This is a genomic window from Synechococcus sp. A10-1-5-1 (genome assembly GCF_023115425.1).
Classification (GTDB): domain Bacteria; phylum Cyanobacteriota; class Cyanobacteriia; order PCC-6307; family Cyanobiaceae; genus Vulcanococcus.
Genome location: NZ_CP096032.1, coordinates 1,461,147 through 1,482,038, shown reverse-complemented (window position 1 = coordinate 1,482,038; position 20,892 = coordinate 1,461,147). Strand labels below are relative to the sequence as shown.

Below are 20,892 nucleotides of genomic sequence, written 5' to 3'. Positions count from 1 at the left end.
TTAATGAGTTTTCAATGATTTAGCGATTCCAGCGGGCTCAAGCATCAGCTTGCTGCCACTGACCGAAGAATCCATCTCAATCGGGTAGGCCCCGTCAAAACAAGCGGTGCAGAAATGCTCTGCATTGGCATGGGCGGCTTCCACCATGCCCTCTTTGCTCAGATAAGCCAGTGAATCGACCCCCAGGTGAGCGGAGATCTCCTCGAGGGTCAGTCGAGCCGCGATCAGCTGATCTTGGGTATCGGTGTCGATGCCGTAGAAGCAGGGGTGGGTCACCGGCGGTGAGCTGATCCGCATGTGCACCTCAGTGGCCCCGGCATCGCGGATCGCCGCCACCAACTTACGGCTGGTTGTGCCCCGGACAATCGAGTCGTCGATCACCACCACACGCTTTCCGGCCAGCACATCCGGCAGGGGATTGAGCTTCACGCGAATCCCGGCTTCTCGCATGGCCTGGGTGGGCTGAATGAAGGTGCGGCCGACGTAGCGGTTCTTGATCAGACCGTCACCGAAGGGGATGCCGCTGTATTGCGAGTAGCCAATCGCGGCGGGGATCCCGGAGTCAGGTACACCGATGACGATGTCGGCCTCGATGGGGGTTTCACGGGCCAGCACCTCACCAATACGCACCCGGTAGCTGTAGAGGGATTCGCCGAAGAAACGGCTATCGGGCCTCGCGAAGTAGATCATTTCGAAGACGCAGAGCTTGGAGGGCTCTTCCGCCCAGCGGCTGCGCACCGGCTCGGACTGACCAAGACGGAAGTGGACGATTTCGCCCGGCTCGATATCCCCATCGAAGCTCGAACCAATGATGTCCAGACCGCAGGTCTCGCTGCTCACCACCCAGCGGGCTTCGCTGGGTTCACCCATGTGGCCAAACACCAAGGGGCGAATGCCATGGCCATCCCGCAGGGCAAACAGGCCTTCGGGGGTGCCGATCACCAAGCTGAAGGCGCCGCGGCAGCGTCCGGCTGCCGCGCGAATGGCGCTGTCCCAATCGCTGCCGGCATTCACGGCCTGCTGAATCGCAAAGGCGATCAGCTCTGAATCGGTCGTCGAGGTGAATTCCGCTTCGGGGACATCGCTGGCCAGGGCCGTCCGCAATTCCCCGGCGTTGACCAGGTTGCCGTTGTGGGCAAAGGCCATTGGGCCCAGCCGGGTGTTAAGCAACACCGGCTGCGCGTTGCAGGCCTTGCTCGAACCCGTCGTGGAATAGCGGTTGTGGCCAATCGCGAGCTGACCGGGAAGGCGCTCGAGGACCTCGGGGGTGAACACCTTGCTCACCAAACCCATGTCCTTGTGCAGGCGCACCTTGGGGGCACTGCCTGGTTCCGCATCAAAGACGGCGATCCCCGCCGATTCCTGACCGCGGTGTTGAAGGGCGTAGAGGCCGAAGTAGGTGAGGTTGGCCACCGGCTGATCGCTGGCCAGGACCGCAAAGACGCCGCAGGCCTCTTCGGGCTTGTCCGGTCTATCGAGGCTGGGGGTGGGGTCAGTCACGGCGCATCCCAGCTTCAGATTTACTTCAACATTGTGCATCAGGGTTCTCCTCAGGCCGTCGGGGGGAGATCGACGCCCATGCGCCGGGGAATCGCTTGCTCAAAGCGCTCACGCATCTGGGCAATGGGGGTGGTGAGCAGGTTCGAACCCGCCTGGGTGATCGAGAGCTCACTGTCGTCTTCCACCACACCAAGGCACTGCGCGGGAATGCCACTGGCATCCAGGGCCTCCTGCCAAGCGACCGTTTGAGCCGGCGAGACGCTCACCAAGATGCGCGCGCCGCCTTCGGCAAACAGCAGGCGATCAAGGCGAGCGGCACTGGAGGGAAGCTCCAGATGGGCTCCCAAGCCCGAAGCCATGCAGCACTCCGCAGCAGCCACGGCGAGTCCACCATCACTGAGGTCGTGGGCCGACTTCACCAGCCCTTGGGTGATGGCCTGGCGCAGAAACGCCTGAACCGAACGCTCCAGCTCCAGGTCAATCTCCGGTGGACGCCCGGTCACGGCTCCATGAATCCGCTCGAGGTAGCTCGTGCCGGCCAGGCCCAAGCGGCCATCGGCTGGAGTCTCACCCGCTTCCAGAGGAACACCCAGCATCCAGATCACATCGCCCGCGTCCTGCCAGGCCTGACCGCGGACATGGCTGAGGTCATGGACCAAGCCGACCATGCCCACCACCGGGGTTGGATGGATCGGCAGCATGGAGCCGTCAGGCATCCGGGTCTCGTTGTACAAGGAGACGTTGCCGCCGGTCACCGGGGTATCCAGGGCCGAGCAAGCGGTTGAGAGACCGCGGCAGGCGGAGGCCAATTGCCAGTAGCCGGTCGGGGTCTCCGGGGAGGGGAAGTTGAGGTTGTCGGTCACCGCCAGGGGCTCGGCGCCTACGCAACTGAGGTTGCGCGCGGCCTCGGCCACGGCCGCCATACCACCCCGCTCGGGATCCAGGGCCACCCAACGGTTAGGGCAATCCACGACGGCGGCCACACCGCGGGTCGCCGCCTGGGTGTCGGCCTGGGGACGCAGACGCACTACCGCCGCATCAGCTCCGCCGGGGGGCACCACCGTGTTGGCCTGCACCTGGTGGTCGTACTGGCGGTAGACCCAACGCTTGGAAGCGATGGTGGGGTCATCCAGCAAGGCCAAGAGCGTCTCACTCCAGCTTTGACCGTTGACGCCGGACGTGGAGGCCGGCGGCAGCTGCTCCTCGGACCAGCGCCAGTGCTCCTGAATGGCTGCCGGGGGCTCACTCAACAGTTCATGGCGGTTGATCGGCGTGTCATCCGCCAGCGCACTTGCAGGCACCTCAGCAGCGACTTCACCGTTCTGCAACACCCGAACGATGTTGTCCTCCAGGACACGGCCAACGACGGCCGCCTGCAGGCCCCAACGGGTAAAGCGCTCCATCAGCGCCGCTTCGCGGCCGGGCTTCACCACAAAGAGCATCCGCTCCTGGGATTCGCTCAGCAGGAACTCGTAGGGAGTCATGCCGGCCTCACGGGCGGGCACGCGATCGAGATCCAATTCGATACCCAGGCCACCCTTGGCGGCCATCTCCGAACAACTGCAGGTCAGACCTGCAGCCCCCATGTCCTGGGCCGCGACCACATCACCGCTTTGGAAGGCATCCAGGCAGGCCTCAATCAGGCCCTTTTCGAGGAAGGGATCCCCCACCTGAACAGCGGGGCGATCATCCAAGGACGCTTCGGTCAACTCCGCCGAGGCAAAGCTGGCGCCACCCATGCCGTCCCGGCCGGTCGTACTGCCGACGTAGACCACCGGGAAGCCGACGCCCTCGGCTCCCGAGCAGACAATGTTCTCGGTCTCCATCAGGCCCAGGGCCATGGCATTGACCAAAGGGTTGCCGGAATAGCTGGCGTCAAAGGCCACCTCACCACCGACGGTGGGCACGCCCACGCAGTTGCCGTAGTGGGCAATGCCCGCCACCACACCTTCCATTAGGCCCACGTTGCGCTCGTCCTCAAGCGGGCCAAAACGCAGAGCATTCAGCAGGGCAATCGGACGGGCACCCATGGTGAAGATGTCCCGCAGGATGCCGCCCACACCGGTGGCAGCGCCCTGGAAGGGCTCCACTGCTGAGGGGTGGTTGTGGCTCTCGATCTTGAAGGCCAGGCGTTGACCTTCGCCCAAATCCACGACGCCCGCGTTCTCACCGGGACCCACCAAAATCCGCGGCCCCGTTGTGGGGAAGCCCTGGAGCAGGGGTCTGGAGTTGCGGTAACAACAGTGCTCCGACCACATCACCCCGAACATGCCGAGTTCGGCCCGATTGGGGGCCCGGCCCAGGCGGCGACAAATCTCGTCGTAGTCGGCTTGGCTGAGGTTCTCCTTTTTCAGCGCTTCAGCTACGGAGTAGTCAGGGGCTGCGACCACGAACCAGGGAGCGAGATCACTCCAGTCTCGCTGAGCGACTCACCCCCTCTTAAATCCAGGGATCGTCTTGCTGGCGGCGACGGGGCTGCGGCGCATCCGCTTCGTTCCACTCATCCCAGGTCTCCTGCCCTGAAGAGGGGCGCTCGACTTCCTCCTCCCATGGAGGTTCCTCCAACCAACCTTCCAGCCGTTCCTCGAAACGCTCGCCAGCGTTCTGAACCTGATCACGCCAGCGGGAGGTTTCCTCCTGCATCTGCTCTCGCCAACGCTTGGAGCGGCGCAGGAACTCCTGGCGGACGCTGGCTTTGGCCAGGGGGAGATCATCCAAACCAGCCAGGGAGGTAAAGACCATGCCAGGTTGTTGATCGTTGATGCGCGCAGGGGCCAGGCGCCAACGGCTCGTCCCCGGAAGTCTTGGATCGCTGCGGGACACCAGGTAGTGGAGGATCTGACCGCTGCTGAGATCCACGGCGGCATCGGCGATATGCCCCAGGGGCTCGCCGTCTTGGCCGAGGACGGTCGCCTCGATCAAGGTGGGCAAGCGATCCATCGTGGTGATTTCGGTAGGAGCCGCATCCCCCCGGACGAACAGCTCGAGTTCGGCCAGACCGCGCAACTGATTCAGCCGCCAGACCTCTCGGCGATCCCCCAAGGCCGAAGGTTTGGAGAACCAACCGAGGAGGCGATGCACCGGAGGGTGCATCCAGGCGGCGACACCCAACCCGTGATCAAGGCCCTGATCGCAACGAACCCGGCGGCGAAGCAACTCGCTGAGCAGGAGCTGTTCGGGGAGGCTCACTGGCGAATCTGAACAGGCATCACCAGATAAGTGAAGCTGGAGTCGTCTTGGGGAGCCAGCACCACCGGAGTGGTGGGGGCATTGCACTGCAGCTGCACTTGCTCACAACCCATGGCCTTGAGGCCTTCGAGGACGTAGCGGACGTTGAAGGCAATCTGAATGGCGTCGCCCGTGACTTGGGCACCAATCGCTTCGGAGCCACTGCCGACGTCTTGCGCATCCGCGCTGATGGAGAGCTGACCTGCAGCGGGATCACTGGTGAGTTTGACCACGTTGTTGTGTTGGTCAGCCAAGACCGCCACGCGCTCTAGGGCGCTCAACAGCCCCTTGCGATCCACCTGCAGCAGGCGACCGAAGCTTTCTGGGATGAGCTGCCTGTAGTTGGGATAGGTGCCATCGAGGCTGCGACTGGTCAGCACCTGGTCAGCCCACTGGAAGACGACCTGTCCGCGATCACAGAAGAGGCTGACGGCCTCGCTGGCGCCACGGCTGGAGAGCAACCGTTCCAGTTCCCGCAAGGAGCGAGCGGGGACAGTGACATCCAGCTCAGCTTCACTGCTGGATGCGTTCTGAAGACGCAGGACGGCCAATCGGTGGCCGTCGGTGGCGGCGCATTCCAGACCGTTCTGATCGAGACCCAGGTGAACACCGGTCAGGAGCTGCTTAGCCTCATCCCCACTGCTGGCAAACAGGGTGGCGCGCAACCCCTTAATCAAGACCTCCGGATCCAACTTGATCGGGGTGCCGGCCTGAGCCAGGGGGAGCTCAGGAAAGTCGTCAGCGGGCATGCCCCGCATCTGATAGCTGCCCGAAACACTGGTCAACTCGACCTGCTCGCTGCCGTCTTCGCAGCTGAGGGTGATCGGACTGTCCGCAGGCATCCGCGAGACGATCTCACCGAACAGACGGGCGGGAAGAGTGATTGCTCCGCTGGTGGCGACGGAGGCACTCAGGCTGGTCTGGATGCCCAGGCTCAAATCAAATCCCGTCAGGCTCAGACGGCCGGTGCCGGCATCCGCGGTGAGCAGCACGTTGGCCAGCACCGGGTGGGTTGGACGAGCCGCAACAGCCCTGCTCACCAGTTGAAGACTGGAATTCAGTTCGGCCTGGGAGCAGACCAGCTTCATGGCAGGAATGAAGGGGCCTCCACGCTTCCACAACCCAAGCGGAAGCGCAACGGGTCGATCGATCGGGTTCCCCGGCAATCCCCAGACGACCGTTAATGGATTAATGGATCAGAAAGAAAGAAAACCAAAACCGTCGTAGTAGGTCCTGAGGAAACCTTGGGAAACAACCCAAACCCAAGCGGCATCCAGGGTTTCAGTTTCCGCAAGCCTGCTGAATCAGGATTTGAACCTCGAGCAATTCAGGCCTTTTCCACTCTTTCCTGGACTTGTGGAAAAAGAAGGAGGTCGAAGCGGCTTTTCGAGAGGCGTTTTTTCCATCCTCTTCTCACTATTTTCCCCAGGTTGTGGGCAGTCGCTTTCTGGATTGGCTTCCAAGCTTGGGCGCAAAAAAGCCCGGCTTGAGGCCGGGCGGAGCTGTCTCAGGGCGCATTGAGGGGCCTAAAAGCCCATCACTTCAGCAACCTTGGCTGTGTCGGCATCGAGGCCCGTATGGAATTTCGAGTCGTTGTGCTCGATCGCCGTCGTGGGGTCCTTCAGACCATTGCCCGTTAGGACACAGACCACCGTTGAGCCCGCAGGGACTTCATCTCGACGTTTGATTAGACCGGCGACGGAGGCTGCACTGGCTGGCTCACAGAACACGCCTTCGCCACTGCCCAGCAGCTTGTAGGCCTCGATGATTTCGGCATCGGTTACGGCCATGAAGTCACCGTTGCTTTCAGCGCGAGCTTTGAGCGCGTTCTCCTTGTTGACCGGATTGCCGATCCGGATGGCCGTGGCGATGGTGTCGGGTTGCTCCACGGTGTGGCCGAGGACGAGGGGAGCTGAGCCGGCCGCTTGGAAGCCCATCATTCGGGGCAGCTTGCGGCTGTGGCCCGCTGCCTTGTACTCGTTGAAGCCCATCCAGTAGGCGCTGATGTTTCCCGCGTTGCCGACGGGGATGCAGAGCCAATCCGGAGCCTCACCCAGGGCATCCACCACCTCAAAGGCTGCTGTTTTCTGGCCCTGGAGCCGATAGGGATTCAGGGAATTCACCAGGGTGACTGGGTACTGATCTGCCACTTCACGGACGATCGCCAGGGCGCGGTCAAAGTTGCCCTTCACCGCCAGCACTTCAGCGCCATAGAGCAGAGCCTGGGCGAGCTTGCCCTGGGCCACATAGCCGTCGGGGATCAAGACGAAGGCGCGCATGCCGCCGCGCCGCGCATAGGCCGCTGCTGCAGCGGAGGTGTTGCCGGTGCTGGCGCAGATCACCGCCTCGGAGCCCGCTTCCTTGGCCTTGGAGATGGCCATGGTCATGCCCCGGTCCTTGAACGATCCGGTGGGGTTGAGACCGTCGTATTTCAGGTAGACCTTGACCCCTTTGCCGATCCGCTCAGCAATGGACGGGGCAGGAATCAAGGGGGTCGCCCCTTCCCGCAGGGTGATCACGGGGGTTTTGTCGCTGACCGGCAACCAGCGGCGGTAGCCCTCGATCAGGCCCGGCCAGTCCTGCATCGTTGCTGTCTTCGATCCCAGTCGCCGGCGGATGGAAGTCAGCAGGGGCACGGTCGGCTGGGACGCTCTGGACCCGAATCTACGGGGCAGCCTTGTTGTCGCCCCTCAGCCCATCCAGGGGTGAATCGGAAAAGAAGGAGATCAGTTGGCTGATGGATTTGGCTTTTTCCAGCACGTTCATCAGGGCAGGGATGCTCACTTCCAGCTCATCGACCGGGTAGGCCTGCATGAAGCCGATGGCATTGATCTTGTCGTCGCTTGCCACCAGGGCGTTGATCACTCCCGCCCGGAGGGCTGGAATGCCTGCTCCAGGGGCCTTCAGGGGATAAATGATCTTGGCCACCCGGGCCAGGATCGCTTCGCCAAGTCGGGTGTTCAGCAGCCGGCTGGTCAGGACCAAGGGGATGGCCAATTCAGCCTTGAGCAGCTTGGAGACCTCCTTGGGCTCCATCTTTGTAAAGCTCAGAAGATCCGAAAGCAGGCCCCGGGCTTGATCGGTCTCTGCCAAATATTCAAAGTCCGCCACCGGGATCGAGCGCCGGAAGGCGCCGGTGACGAAGACCACGTTCTCCGCGGCAAGCGCTGGAGTTCCACCGACCAAGCCCAAGCCAAGCGCTGCAGCAAGGAGTCGCTGGCGTTTGCTGGACGGCATGGGGTCTCGAAAGAGTGTGGTGACCCTAGGCCGAACTGACCAGTACGTCCCGCACGAGTCTCACAAGGCTGCGTTCAGCCAGTCCCCTGGCCATCTCCGATCCCATCCGCCGCAGTTCCGTTTCCTGAAGCAGCCGGGGGATGCGCTTCAGCAGCAATTGCGGATCAAATTCAGGCAGTTGGCTCAGGATCGCCACCAGTCGTTGGATGGGTTCAAGTGAGAGCAACTCCACGTCGCTGGCCGTGATCGCCGCTTGATTCCTCAGACCGGGGGGTCTGAGGGCTTTGGGGAGGCGTTGGCTGAGCCGGACCGCGGTCTGCCAGCTCAGGGCGTCGAGTTGGTCGACGGTGGCTTCAACGAGCTGGTTGCGCAGTAGCCCCGCCTTTGGGGAAAAGAGAAAGTCCAGCACTTGATCGAGCAGTCCTTCCAAATCCAACTGGCTGCCGCTGGCGGCACTGCTGATCAGGTTGTCGAGCCGTTGCCAACGGAAGATCTCGCCATCAAACAGCATCTCCTTGAGGCTGTTGCGTAGCTGGGGATCGGGGTCCTCCATCAGCCGGCGGGCGAAGTAGGGATAGGCCGCGCCAAGGATCTTGAAGTCGGGGTCGACGCTCAAGGCGATCCCCTCCAGCGTCACCAGGGAGCGAATGATGAGGGCGTAGTAGGGAGGGACCCGGAAGGGGAAGCGGTACATCACCCCACTGAGATCGTCCGTGACGGCTTTGAAGTCCATCCGGCTGACCCCCATTTCCAGGGCCTGACCAAAGACCTGTTCAAAGGCCGGAACGATCGGCTCGAGATTCACGTCCTCGGCGAGGAAGCCAAGGTTGACGAAGTCGTTGCTGAGTTTTCCGAAGTTGCGGTTTACCAGGTGAACGACTGCCTGGATCAGGCCAGTGCGGCTTTCACGGCTTACCTCGCTCATCATTCCGAAGTCGAGATAGGCCAGGCGGCCATCGGGCAGCGCCAGCAGGTTTCCGGGATGGGGATCGGCGTGGAAGAAGCCGTGCTCCAGCAGCTGCTGCAGGGAGCAGTTCACCCCAACCGTGACCATGTCGTCGGGGTCGATCCCCATTTTGCGAACGGCCTCGAGGTTGGTGAGCTTCACCCCGTCGATCCACTCCATCGTCAGCACGCGTCGTGCCGTGGCGTCGCGGAAGATCCGAGGGACCGCAATGCGGGGGTTATGGGCGTGGAGTGCTGCGAACGTTTCGGCGTTGGTCGCCTCGTTGCAGTAGTCCATCTCTTCAAAGACCCGCTTGCCCAGTTCGTCGATCAGGGCCACCAGGTCCGAGCGGATCAGGCCGATGTTGGTGTTCAGCCAGGCCGCAATGTTCCGGACGATGTAGAGGTCGAGGGTGATCTGTTCCCTGAGTCCTGGGCGTTGGACTTTGACGGCGACCTTTTCGCCGCTCAGCAACACACCCCGGTGGACTTGGCCAAGGGAGGCTGCTGAGATGGGGTCGCGCTCTAGTTCGGCGTAAACCGCTGAAATCGGGGCACCGAGATCTTCCTCAATGCAGGCCATCGCCAGGCCGGAATCAAAGCCGGGCAGTTGGTCCTGGAGGCCGGCGAGCTCCTCCAGCAGCAGCGGCGGAATGATGTCCGGGCGCGTCGAGAGTGCCTGGCCGGCCTTAATGAAGGCTGGGCCGAGGGAGGCCACCAAATCAGCGGCTTCTTTGGCCCTGGCTCGGGCGTAATCAGGGTTCTTGAGCCTTCGGGTGATCCAGTCGAAGCCGACACCGAAGAGATAGAGGCCGATCGGAACCAGCGTCTGCCATAGCCGGCGGATCAAGCGTTGAGGGGCACCGGCGTAAATCCGACTAATGGCCGCGGGGTCGTACTCGAGTAGGCCAGAGGCCTCGATGAAGTCTGAGAGCTCCTCGCGCTGGGGCTCGACTGTTCTGGCAGGTTCAACAGAGGTGTTTGGTTCGGCATCGTCGCCGAACACGCTGCGTTGCATGGCAGCCGCCGCTGCTTCGGCAGGGGTGAGGCTGGTGTCTGACATGACCCCCTTCTAAACGAAAGAGACAGCCGCTACGGTCGGGCCCAACACCAGGCTGCTTGTGCTTACCGGTCTGCGCCTCGAGAACATTGCTCTGATCGAGGAGCTGCAGCTGGAGTTTGGTCAGGGCTTCACGGTGCTGACCGGCGAGACCGGAGCCGGCAAATCCATCCTTTTGGATGCTCTCGATGCCCTCTTGGGGGCGCAGGGGCCGCGCTTGTTGCGCCAGGGCAGCAATAAAGGGGTCATTGAGGCCAGTTTTTCCCTCAGTCCGCCCTTGCAGGAGTGGTTGAGCGAGCAGGAGCTCGAGTGCGATGAGGAGGAGGTGCTGCTCAGCCGCGAATGGCGCCAGAAGGATGACCGACTCACCAGTCGCCATCGACTCAATGGCGTTGCGGTCAACCGTCAGCAGATCCAATCGCTCAGGCCTTTGCTGTTGGATCTCACGGTTCAAGGTCAGACCCAGCAGTTGGCCAGGCCGGGTCAGCAGCGCCGTTGGCTGGATCGCTTTGGCGCCGCTGACCTGCAACAGCATCTGTCCCCTGTTCAGGAGAGTTATCGCTCCTGGCGGCAAGCCTCCGCTGCCCTGGAGCAGTCCAAGACCGACTGGCTCACGCTGCAGGCCGATTTGGAGCGGCAGCAACAACTGTTGGATGACCTCGAGGCGGCGCAGTTGGAGGATCCAGCGGAGCGCAGTCGTCTGGAGAACGAAGAGAACCGGCTCGCCCATGGGGTCCGTCTCCAGCAAGGGGTGATGACCCTGATGGGACGGTTGGTGGATGGAGCGGAGGAGGCCCCATCGGTGTTGGACCATCTGGCCGCCTGTGAGGCGGAGTTGATTCAGATGCAGCAGCTCGATGGCAGCTTGTCGGCGCTGAACGCTCGCTTTGTCGATGGCTTAGCGGAGCTTCAGGACCTCATTCGTGAGCTCGATCGCTACGGCTCGAGTCTCGAAAGCGACCCAGACAGCCTGGGGCAGCTCCAGGAGCGGATGGCCTTGCTCAAGGCGCTGGAGAGGCGCCATGGCAAAGATCTACAGGAACTGATCGTTTGGCGTGATCAGCTGCGTGACCAGTTGGTTCCTGGGGGCGCTCAAGCCAGCCTTGAGGCCTTGGAGCAGACCGAGCTCCAGGCCCGCCAGCGCCGTGATCGCTCCAATGCCGAACTCACCCGGGCCCGCCGCGTTGCCGCCGAGGCTTTGGAGCAGGACCTGATGCAGGCCCTGCGGCCGATGGGTCTGGCCGATGTCCGCTTTGAGGTGGCTATTGAGCCCATGTCCCCCGGGGAAGAGGGGGCGGACGCGGTGCAGTTCCTATTCTCAGCCAACCCCGGTCAGCCGCTGGCCCCCCTCTCTGAGGTGGCTTCGGGCGGTGAGATGTCGCGCTTTTTGCTGGCTTTGAAAACCTGTCTGGCCGCGGCGGATCAGCACGTCACCCTGCTGTTCGACGAAATCGACACCGGCGTCAGCGGCCGCGTCAGTGGCGCCATGGCTGAATTGCTGCAGCGCCTGGCCCAGCAGCGTCAGGTCTTCTGCGTCACCCACCAGCCCTTGGTGGCCGCCGCCGCTGACCATCACTTCCAGGTGGCCAAGGAGGTGCGGGACGGCATGACCCACACGCGAGTGTCCCAACTGCGGGACACTCAGGCCCGTCAAGCCGAACTGGCGGAATTGGCCGGCGGTGATTTCGGCGAGACCAGGAATTATGCGGCCAGCTTGCTCAAACGCGCTGCCTAGACTCCTCGCCTCTTAGAGCCGCCTGGATGCCCCGCGCCCTCGCCAAAAGCGTGAACGAGAAGGCTGCGCTTCAGGCCCTCAACGGCGGCTCCTTGGAGGATGTGATTCGGGTGCGAGGTGCGCGCCAGCACAACCTTAAAAACGTTGACGTCACGATTCCCCGGAACCAACTGGTGGTCTTCACCGGGGTCAGCGGTAGCGGCAAGAGCTCCCTGGCCTTCGACACGATTTTTGCGGAAGGCCAGCGCCGCTACGTCGAGAGCCTCTCGGCCTACGCCCGGCAGTTCCTGGGCCAGGTCGACAAGCCCGATGTGGATGCGATCGAGGGCCTTTCGCCTGCGATCTCGATCGATCAGAAATCCACGAGCCACAACCCTCGTTCCACGGTGGGCACGGTCACGGAGATTCAGGACTACCTCCGTCTTTTGTTTGGTCGAGCCGGGGAGCCCCATTGCCCTGAGTGCGATCGCTCGATTCGGCCCCAGTCCATCGACGAGATGGTCGATCAGATCCTCACCCTGCCGGAGGGGACCCGTTACCAGCTCCTCGCTCCTGTGGTTCGCGGCAAGAAGGGCACCCACGTCAAGTTGCTGTCCGGCTTGGTGGCCGAGGGTTTTGCCCGGGTGCGCATCAACGGTGAGGTGCGCGAACTCGCCGACAACATCGAGCTCGACAAGAACCACTCCCACAACATCGAGGTGGTGGTGGATCGCCTGGTGGCCCGCGAGGGCATTCAGGAGCGCCTGACCGATTCCCTCCGCACGGCGCTCAAGCGCGGTGATGGCTTGGCACTGGTTGAAGTGGTGCCCAAGTCCGGGGAGGAGTTGCCGCCCGAGGTCGAGAAGGAGCGTCTCTATTCCGAGAACTTCGCATGCCCCGTCCACGGCGCGGTGATGGAGGAGCTCTCGCCGCGGCTCTTCTCCTTCAACAGTCCCTACGGCGCCTGCGCGGATTGCCACGGCATTGGCCATCTGCGCCAATTCACCAAGGAGCGGGTGATCCCTGATCCTTCGCTACCGGTGTACGCGGCGGTTGCTCCCTGGGCCGAGAAGGACAACTCCTATTACTTCTCCCTGCTCTATTCGGTGGGAGAGGCCTTTGGCTTTGAGATCAAGACGCCGTGGAATGAGCTGACGACGGAGCAGCAGGACGTGCTCCTGAATGGGTCAAGGGAACCGATTCCGATCCAGGCCGATAGCCGCTACAAGAAAAACCAGACCTACCTGCGGCCGTTCGAAGGGATCCTGCCGATCCTCGAGCGCCAACTGCGCGATGCCAGTGGCGAATCAATCCGCCAGAAATTAGAGAAGTATCTGGAGTTGGTCCCCTGCGCCAGCTGCCATGGTTTGCGCCTCAAGCCCGAAGCCTTAGCTGTGCGGGTGGGGCCCTATCGGATCCATGAGCTCACCAACAGCAGTGTTGGCGAGAGCCTGCGCCGGATCGAAGAGCTGATGGGCATCGAGGGTCCGGCCCTGCTCAATGCTCGCCAAATTCAAATTGGCGATTTGGTGCTGCGGGAGATCCGCATGCGGCTCAAGTTCCTCTTGGACGTGGGCCTGGATTACCTGAGCCTGGATCGCCCAGCGATGACCCTCTCTGGCGGTGAGGCCCAGCGGATTCGCCTGGCCACCCAGATCGGTGCGGGTCTGACGGGGGTGCTCTACGTGCTCGACGAGCCCAGCATCGGTTTGCACCAGCGCGACAACGACCGGCTGCTGAACACCCTGGTGAAGCTCAGAGATTTGGGCAACACCTTGATCGTGGTGGAGCACGACGAGGACACGATTCGCGCCGCCGACTACATCGTCGACATTGGCCCTGGAGCCGGAGTGCATGGCGGCAGGATTGTTGCTGAGGGCGATTTCGAGACTCTGTTGGCGGCCGAGGAGTCGTTGACCGGTGCCTACCTAAGTGGCCGCCGGGCCATTCCGACACCTGCTGAACGTCGCGCCAACGGTTCCCGCAAGCTCACTTTGGTGGGTTGCGCGCGCAACAACCTCAGCGGTTTTGACGTGGAGTTCCCCTTGGGCCGCTTGGTCTGTGTGACCGGAGTGAGTGGTAGCGGCAAGAGCACCATGGTGAATGAGCTCCTGCACCCTGCACTGGAGCACAAGCTTGGTTTGAAAGTTCCTTTCCCGGCTGGGGTTGAGGACCTGAAGGGGATCAAGGCGATCGACAAGGTGATCGTGATCGACCAATCACCCATTGGCCGGACGCCTCGCTCTAACCCGGCGACCTACACCGGGGCCTTTGATCCGATTCGTCAGGTCTTTGCGGCCACAGTGGAGGCCAAGGCCCGCGGTTATGCCGTCGGACAGTTCAGCTTCAACGTCAAGGGTGGTCGCTGCGAAGCCTGCAGCGGCCAGGGCGTGAATGTCATCGAGATGAACTTCTTGCCCGACGTCTACGTCCAGTGCGACGTCTGCAAGGGCGCGCGCTACAACCGCGAGACGTTGCAGGTCAAATACAAGGGCCACACCATCGCCGATGTGCTGCAGATGACGGTGGAGCAGGCCTGCGAGGTGTTTTCAGCGATTCCTCAGGCCGCCGATCGGTTGCGCACCTTGGTGGATGTGGGCCTGGGTTACGTCAAGCTTGGTCAGCCCGCACCAACCCTCTCCGGTGGTGAGGCCCAGCGGGTCAAGTTGGCTACTGAACTCTCGAAACGGGCCACCGGCAAGACCCTCTATTTGATCGATGAGCCCACAACGGGTCTCAGCTTTTACGACGTCCACAAGTTGATGGATGTGATGCAGCGGCTTGTCGACAAGGGGAATTCGATCCTGGTGATCGAGCATAACTTGGATGTGATCCGCTGTTCTGACTGGATCATCGACCTCGGTCCCGAGGGTGGTGACAAGGGTGGGGAGATCGTTGTGACGGGGACTCCGGAGGAGGTCGCGGAGCACCCCGTTTCACATACTGGGCGATATCTCAAGCAAGTGTTAGCGCAGCATCCTGCTGCATAAAAGAAAAAACACCAGCATCATATTTCCTTGCAATACGAATTCTTTAGGTATTTGCGCATCATCAATTACGCTAATCTGAAGTCTCTGGCATGTTACGTGCCATACATACTTCCAAATTTTCAGAATATCTATTCCTTTCAGGTGATATTCTTCGAACAATATTGAGAGGTGCTCCTAGACACTTACTCCATCTAGCATATTTCGAGGGATTAGATAAAAGCTCTGGAAGCGCATCTGGACCTGCAATAACTTTCAAACTGACATTCGTTGAGACGATATTTTTTAAGTACGATCCCTGTTTAGACCTACTATCCACCCTTAAACCTTCTAATATGCCATACTCCTTTCCCAATCTGACAAATTCCAGAGACGATTTGTTTAACTTAATTAACTCTTTGTAGCTATGATTAAGTTGCAAGGAAACATAGGTTAATGCACAAACCGAGATTCCTATTAAAAGGATATTCCTGGACCCATTTACAAGCGAGCTTTGTTCACAAAATAAGATGCATTGCAAAGCGACCAAATTAAACAAAAATAGCGATGACCACCAAATATGAAGAGGGTCCCCGAGAGGTGCTATTTGTAAAAGAGATAGGTAAGATATAGGAGTCAAGAAAACAAGAAATACATTTAATTCATTCCTGCGACCATCCGATGTCTCCATTCTATCTTTTGTTAATATGTCGCTGAACTTCTCGATTGTTAAGATCCAGATGAGAATACTTGAAGTGAAAACAAATGAAGCAATATGATCAACACTTTTTATACTGTGTCCGTAATCTTTGTAAAGATAAAACCCTGCAATAGTTGATACGAATACTAGAAAAAACTTCTTTAACCTACCCAAACCAATACTTGCTCTCGAAGTAATAGCCATCACTAAGAAAAAAGCAGCCAGCCACCAAAGCTGGTGGCCAAATAGCTTTTCTTTAAGGATATCTAAATATTTATTGATCAGTATTCCTACACCTCCGCTGTCCCCAGAAACTCCAAAAAAGTCTTTTTGAACTGTAAATGTTTGGTAAAAATAAGCTGATAAAAAATTATCAAACAGCAGTTGGTAAACCGATATAATTAACAGATATGAACCGGTTACACCAAGCAAAAAATATAAAACAACCTTCGGGAAGATATCATCTCTTCTGTTTAAAAAGAATAAAGTCGCGAGCGAAATAAGAACTGCCATAAAAAAAGACGCACCCAATGTAAACTTCGTCAGCCAAGTAAGGGTTACAAGCAAACCAGATAATAGTCCGTAAATTATTGTATTTCTGCTTTTTAGAATCCAGGTGAATTCCAAATTTCTATACATACGGATTGAGAGAAAAATCCATAATGCGCCAAACAAGTTCGCCAGATCAGAAGGCCAGGCTAGCTTTGTCAACTTGGAGTCTGGCGGACTAATTGTTCCTAAGAAGCTACTGAAATCTTTTATCCCAAGCAGAGACGGATCTAGAACAAACCAGAGAATCGAAAATGTTCCAAGAAAAAAACGTAAACCCCTTTTCTTCGTAGAAAAAGCAATTAGAAGGCAAGTTAGTACATTAATTATGACGTAGCTGATTTTTACAGAGACCAATCTCCCGGAGATTTTCAAGATAATTTCCTTGAAGGTTGAGTCTACGATTCCATAATGGTTATAAGCTTCAGCATGCGGAGCTAGCCCCAGCGACTGCAAATAAGCCGATATTATACTGAAATAATCATGGTGAAACTCTATCCCGAAAGACGCAAGAGATACAGCTATAAATATAGAAAATAAACCTATAAAGAATAAGACAGCAAGGCCTATGTTAGTCGTAAGCCACTTTCTTTTCATCTTTGCTGAGCGACTTGGCTACACAGTAACAGGTGACACCCCATAGAGCAGCTGCACGCCAAGATCTTTTCTTCAGATAGCGTTCAAGTTTATGACCGCATCGCAGCAAAGAGCTTGTAACTGAACCTACTTTCGTACGTTGACCTTTGTGAGTGAGTGCAAGTTTATTTTTACCTAAACTTGAAAGCGTCCGGGTCGTGAGTTGGTCAATGCTTCTCACCACAAATGCTATTGGTAGGATTAAGCTAAAAAGAAATCCACTATCTACATCATCATATCCACATGCCTGAAGAGTAGCAGTTAGGTCTGTTCGCGTATATCTGCGATAGTGCTTTAGAAAGATATCATGACTTGACCATAGCCAAGAAAATGCTGGTACCGTAATTACACAAATACCATCTACAGATAGATGTTCCAGTAGACAACAAAAGAATGAACGATCATCATTCACGTGTTCGGCTACATCAATAGCCAATATTAAATCGTATTTTTTAGAAGGTATTGATTTGCTGGCATTTAATCCAACACTTCGTAGCCTGACTAAATCCTGCTCTTTGTATTCAGTATCTACGCTATCCCATCTAGAAAACACACCACGCTTTGAAAGGCTATCACGCATCATCCTTCCCATAATTCCATTTCCAGCTCCGATATCGAGGCAGTTTAATTCACTATTTACTGACTTAGGGAAGTGTTTGCTTATCAAAAACTCTATATATTTTGACTTGTGCTCATAATACCAATTCTTTTTTTGCTCATAATAGCTACCAAAAAGATTATCTTCCCTTAGGTCGGCCATCCATGTTTGCTCGTATCCCCTTTATTGTAACTTGACTGCCTCTCATGAACAGCCAGCCTCGCTCACGGAACCCGTTGTAGAAACTTGTTGCCCACTGAAACCCAGACGCTTTCAGTAATTGGCTGAATAAGAATGGACAGATAGTATGTGCAAATCAATACAAAAGCTACTTCTAGTTCTAGAGGTATCTGATCAACGAGCTGACCATTTAGCAATGGGATAAAACTTATCACTCCGAAGTGTATGACATACATCGTGTATGTTGAGCGACCTATTCTTTCCAGATAAGCGATAACGCTTTTGTTCCAACGGCATAGGTCATCATAGGCTTTTGCGACCATTAGGTAAGCACCTGTCAATATTAGTGCAATGCCTGCATTGATATATCCAGATCCGAAATCTGGCGTTAGTAAGAAATCCCTAAAGAAAAAGACTTTGAATGTGAGCGATGCCCCAGTAAATGCACAGAAAAAGTAAATCAGATTGGTTTTGTTTCTTGCAGCGATCTCAATGCCAATCTGAAAAAATATGAACTGGGAAAAAACATTTAAGTAGTCAAAATCAGATTGTTGTGTTTGAACCAAAGCGCTACTCCCTGTGTGACTTATTGCTATGCAGTAAGTAACTGTTGCAAGTAATGCCCCTAAAAATGCGACATGCGCTCGATTTCTTCGCATGATCACATAAACAGGTAAAGAAAAATAGAAATAGATTTCATTCCAAATACTCCAGCCGCCAGGGACGATATTTATCGAGTCAGGGAACAATCCCGCAAGAGGACTAAAGTATCTTCCTGGATCAATAAAGCCTCTAAAGGCGTAAATGCATAAGCTGAAAAAAAAGAATAACGGAACTATCCGAAACATTCTTTTTGTAAAGAAAGCCAGCCAGCTTTTCGAGAAATTCTTTTGACAGCTTTTAAGTGAAATCCAGACGGTAGTGCCAGATACTAAAAAGAATAATTGAACTCCAAATCTACCAAGCGTAAAATCTTGAAGCCCCAGGATACTTTCTCTGTGGCTTGCTAGGGATGTATGAGCAGCGATAACACCAGAGATGGCGATAAATCGAAGTAGATCTAAATATCCTAACCTCTTATTCTTCGCCATTTCCTAATGTCGGATGAACAAAGATTGTTTTTGAGTCTTTCAAGTCACAGGTGGCTTGTTGGGTGTGGCTGGCCATATCAATGCGAATGGATCTTCCATCTTTGAATTCGATGCAGAGAAGACCACTGACGAATTCTGATCCAAAAACCAGCTTTGAGCCTAGTGAAAGGCCTGTCGCCATTGAGCCTATTTGGCCGCGTGAGTTTTTCCTATAGGTGGCAACATCTATTTTGTGGCAAATACCGTTTTCTGAGGCTAGAAATAACTCCTTCTGCTCGTTTAGTATCGCACCGAAGCAAATCTCTTCCCCTGTCAATAGGCGCAGCAGCACAGGACCTTGGGCATTTCGCCCCATCACTGGCAAATTCTCCTCGTTGACCTCTAGGCGCAAAAGGCGGCCAATGCTGCTCCCCACCACGAGATCTGCTCCTTCCTGGCAAAGAACCACGCGCTTGAGGTTGACCCCTTCCTTGAGTTTCAGAACGGAAGTGGCCCGACCGGACAGATCTTGGAAGTCAGCCAGAGGAAGGCGCTTGAAGCGACCGTCACTGCTTAGGAGGCCAACGCTCTTTCCCTCAGCCTCTTTTGGCAGCGGCAACAGCTGTACGACCCGCTCACCACTCATGCCCTCGGGCAGGAACTTTTCCAGGGTCCCCGGGTTTTGCCCGGCAAACTCCCAGCGCAGTAGGGCCACACGGCCTGCGTCCGTGAAGGCCAACAGGGCAGGACGGCTGCTGATCGGCAGGATCAAGCGGGCGGGTGAGGGGTTGTCGCCCAGGGGCGCTGGCTCATCCAGGTGAAGCCGCCCTAGCAGTTGGGGGCCTACCACCTTCACCTGACCATCGGCCTGGATCACCAAGCGACCGTCGCTTGGGAGACCTTCGAAGGCTCGCTGCCGCAGCAGCTCCGTGTTGGGCCGTTGGGCGGCGGTGCGCTGGGCCACCAGCTCATCGCCGCCTTCCACGAGCCGGGTGCGCCTGGGCGTGGCAAAGCGCTTCTTCAGCGCCTTGAACTCGGCCACCATCGTGTCCAGAAGGGCGGGCCGTTCATCGAGCAGGTGCCGCAGGCGGGCTCGTTCTTGGAGCAGGTCGTCAGCTTCTTTGCGCAGGCTTTCTTGTTCAAGGCCGGTCAGCCGGCGGAGGGGCATGGCCAGCACGGCATCGGCCTGGCGTTCATTGATGTCCAGATGCACCTGCAGGCTGGCCTTCGCACTGGAGGCATCGGGTGCGGCGGTGATCATCTCGATCACCCGCTGCAGAGCATTAAGGGCGGTGATCAGGCCCTCGACCACTTCCAGGCGATCTTCCGCGCGCTTGAGGGCGTGCTTGGTTCGCCGAATGATGGTCAGCTCCCGGTAATCCAGGAACTCCTGCAGCAGCTGGCGCAGGCTCAGTTGGATCGGCTTGCCGTGGACCAGGGCCAGCAGGATCGCGCCGTAATTGCTCTGGAGCGCGGTGCGCCGCTGCAGGTCCGCCAGGACTTTCTCCGGGTTGGCGTCCCGGCGCAGTTCCACCACGACCCGCATGCCTTCGCGGTCGGATTCGTCGCGGATGTCGGCGATGCCGTTGATCTTTCCGTCGTTGACCTGCTCAGCCAGCTTTTCGATCCAACCGGCCTTGCTCAGCTGATAGGGCAGTTCTGTGATTACGACGGCCCCGCGCTTGTGGCGGCCCTTGCCCGGTTGGATTTCCTCGATGTGGGCAACGCCTCGCATCGGGATGCTGCCGCGGCCGTAGAGATAGGTGTCCCGCAGGCCGCTGCCGGTGAGAACTTCACCGCCGGTGGGGAAGTCGGGACCGGGGACTAGTTCCAGCAGCTTTTCGTCGCTGAGCTCCGGTTTGCGCACCAGGGCGATCAGGGCATCCACCACCTCCCCCAGGTTGTGGGGAGGAATGTTGGTGGCCATCCCGACGGCGATGCCGGTGCAGCCGTTCAGCAGCAGGAAGGGCAGTTGGGCCGGGAGCACCGTTGGCTCTTGCTGGGAGCCATCGAAGTTGTTGGCGAAATCGACCGTGTCGCTGCCGATTTCATCGAGCATCGCCTCATTGGCGATCGGTGCCAGCCGCGTTTCGGTGTAACGCATGGCCGCCGGTGGGTCGTCATCCACCGAGCCGAAGTTGCCGTGGCCATCCAGCAGCGGATTGCGGCTGGCAAAGGTCTGCACCAGGCGGACCAGGGCGTCATAGACCGCCTGGTCGCCGTGGGGGTGGTATTTGCCCAGCACGTCGCCGACGACGCGTGCGCACTTTCGATAGGGGCGATCTGGGGTGAGCCCCAGCTCATGCATCGCAAACAGGATGCGCCGTTGAACGGGCTTGAGACCATCGCGGGCATCGGGCAAGGCCCGTCCCACGATCACGCTCATGGCGTATTCCAGGTACGAGCGCTGCATCTCCTGATGCAGCTCAATCGGCTGGATACGACGCTCGTCGGATGGGTCGGGCAGCGGCTGTTTGGGGCGCGCCTTGGGCATCCGAGGTCAGAAAGT

At 58.0% G+C, this 20,892-nt stretch carries 13 protein-coding genes; 2 read left to right on the top strand and 11 right to left on the bottom strand.

The window, feature by feature from the left end; genetic code table 11:
- The 7 genes from purF to MY494_RS07925 form a co-directional block, all read right to left on the bottom strand.
- The gene (gene purF, locus MY494_RS07955) at positions 1 to 1,539 is read right to left on the bottom strand and encodes an amidophosphoribosyltransferase (RefSeq protein WP_247909703.1); all 1,539 of its coding nucleotides are present in this window, start codon (positions 1,537 to 1,539) and stop codon (positions 1 to 3) included.
- A gap of 11 nt (positions 1,540 to 1,550) precedes the next feature.
- A complete protein-coding gene (gene purL, locus MY494_RS07950) occupies positions 1,551 to 3,890 on the bottom strand; it encodes a phosphoribosylformylglycinamidine synthase subunit PurL (protein ID WP_247909701.1) in 2,340 nt (779 codons plus the stop codon).
- A gap of 49 nt (positions 3,891 to 3,939) precedes the next feature.
- Positions 3,940 to 4,689 carry an RNA methyltransferase gene (locus tag MY494_RS07945; RefSeq protein ID WP_247909700.1) on the bottom strand — a complete coding sequence of 250 codons (750 nt, stop codon included), beginning with the start codon at positions 4,687 to 4,689 and terminating at the stop codon, positions 3,940 to 3,942.
- A complete protein-coding gene (gene dnaN, locus MY494_RS07940; RefSeq protein WP_247909699.1) occupies positions 4,686 to 5,816 on the bottom strand; it encodes a DNA polymerase III subunit beta in 1,131 nt (376 codons plus the stop codon). Before dnaN ends, MY494_RS07945 begins: the two co-directional genes overlap by 4 nt.
- A gap of 438 nt (positions 5,817 to 6,254) precedes the next feature.
- The gene (gene thrC / locus MY494_RS07935) at positions 6,255 to 7,313 is read right to left on the bottom strand and encodes a threonine synthase (RefSeq protein ID WP_247911994.1); all 1,059 of its coding nucleotides are present in this window, start codon (positions 7,311 to 7,313) and stop codon (positions 6,255 to 6,257) included.
- Positions 7,314 to 7,392: 79 nt separating this feature from the next.
- Positions 7,393 to 7,965 carry an alpha/beta hydrolase gene (locus MY494_RS07930; RefSeq protein WP_247909698.1) on the bottom strand — a complete coding sequence of 191 codons (573 nt, stop codon included), beginning with the start codon at positions 7,963 to 7,965 and terminating at the stop codon, positions 7,393 to 7,395.
- Positions 7,966 to 7,990: 25 nt separating this feature from the next.
- The gene (locus tag MY494_RS07925) at positions 7,991 to 9,973 is read right to left on the bottom strand and encodes an AarF/ABC1/UbiB kinase family protein (RefSeq protein WP_247909695.1); all 1,983 of its coding nucleotides are present in this window, start codon (positions 9,971 to 9,973) and stop codon (positions 7,991 to 7,993) included.
- 58 nt (positions 9,974 to 10,031) lie between these two features.
- On the opposite strand from MY494_RS07925, the gene recN reads away from it, so the two are divergent.
- Both recN and uvrA read left to right on the top strand, forming a co-directional pair.
- Entirely contained in the window at positions 10,032 to 11,705 is a 1,674-nt protein-coding gene (gene recN, locus MY494_RS07920; protein WP_247909694.1) for a DNA repair protein RecN, read from the top strand.
- Between the two features lie 26 nt (positions 11,706 to 11,731).
- A complete protein-coding gene (uvrA, locus tag MY494_RS07915; RefSeq protein WP_247909693.1) occupies positions 11,732 to 14,674 on the top strand; it encodes an excinuclease ABC subunit UvrA in 2,943 nt (980 codons plus the stop codon).
- A 70-nt stretch (positions 14,675 to 14,744) separates the two neighbouring features.
- Here uvrA and MY494_RS07910 read toward each other — a convergent pair whose 3' ends face one another.
- The 4 genes from MY494_RS07910 to MY494_RS07895 form a co-directional block, all read right to left on the bottom strand.
- Positions 14,745 to 16,496, bottom strand: a complete 1,752-nt coding sequence (locus tag MY494_RS07910; RefSeq protein ID WP_247909691.1) for a hypothetical protein — start codon at positions 16,494 to 16,496, stop codon at positions 14,745 to 14,747.
- Positions 16,471 to 17,295, bottom strand: a complete 825-nt coding sequence (locus MY494_RS07905) for a methyltransferase domain-containing protein (protein WP_247909690.1) — start codon at positions 17,293 to 17,295, stop codon at positions 16,471 to 16,473. Before MY494_RS07905 ends, MY494_RS07910 begins: the two co-directional genes overlap by 26 nt.
- Before the next feature lie 62 nt (positions 17,296 to 17,357).
- Complete coding sequence (locus MY494_RS07900; RefSeq protein WP_247909688.1) at positions 17,358 to 18,404, bottom strand: acyltransferase; 1,047 nt, start codon at positions 18,402 to 18,404, stop codon at positions 17,358 to 17,360.
- On the bottom strand, positions 18,391 to 20,877 hold the full coding sequence (locus tag MY494_RS07895; RefSeq protein WP_247909687.1) for a DNA topoisomerase (ATP-hydrolyzing) subunit A: 2,487 nt from the start codon (positions 20,875 to 20,877) through the stop codon (positions 18,391 to 18,393). The genes MY494_RS07900 and MY494_RS07895 overlap by 14 nt, the downstream gene beginning before the upstream one ends.
- Positions 20,878 to 20,892 lie beyond the last annotated feature (15 nt).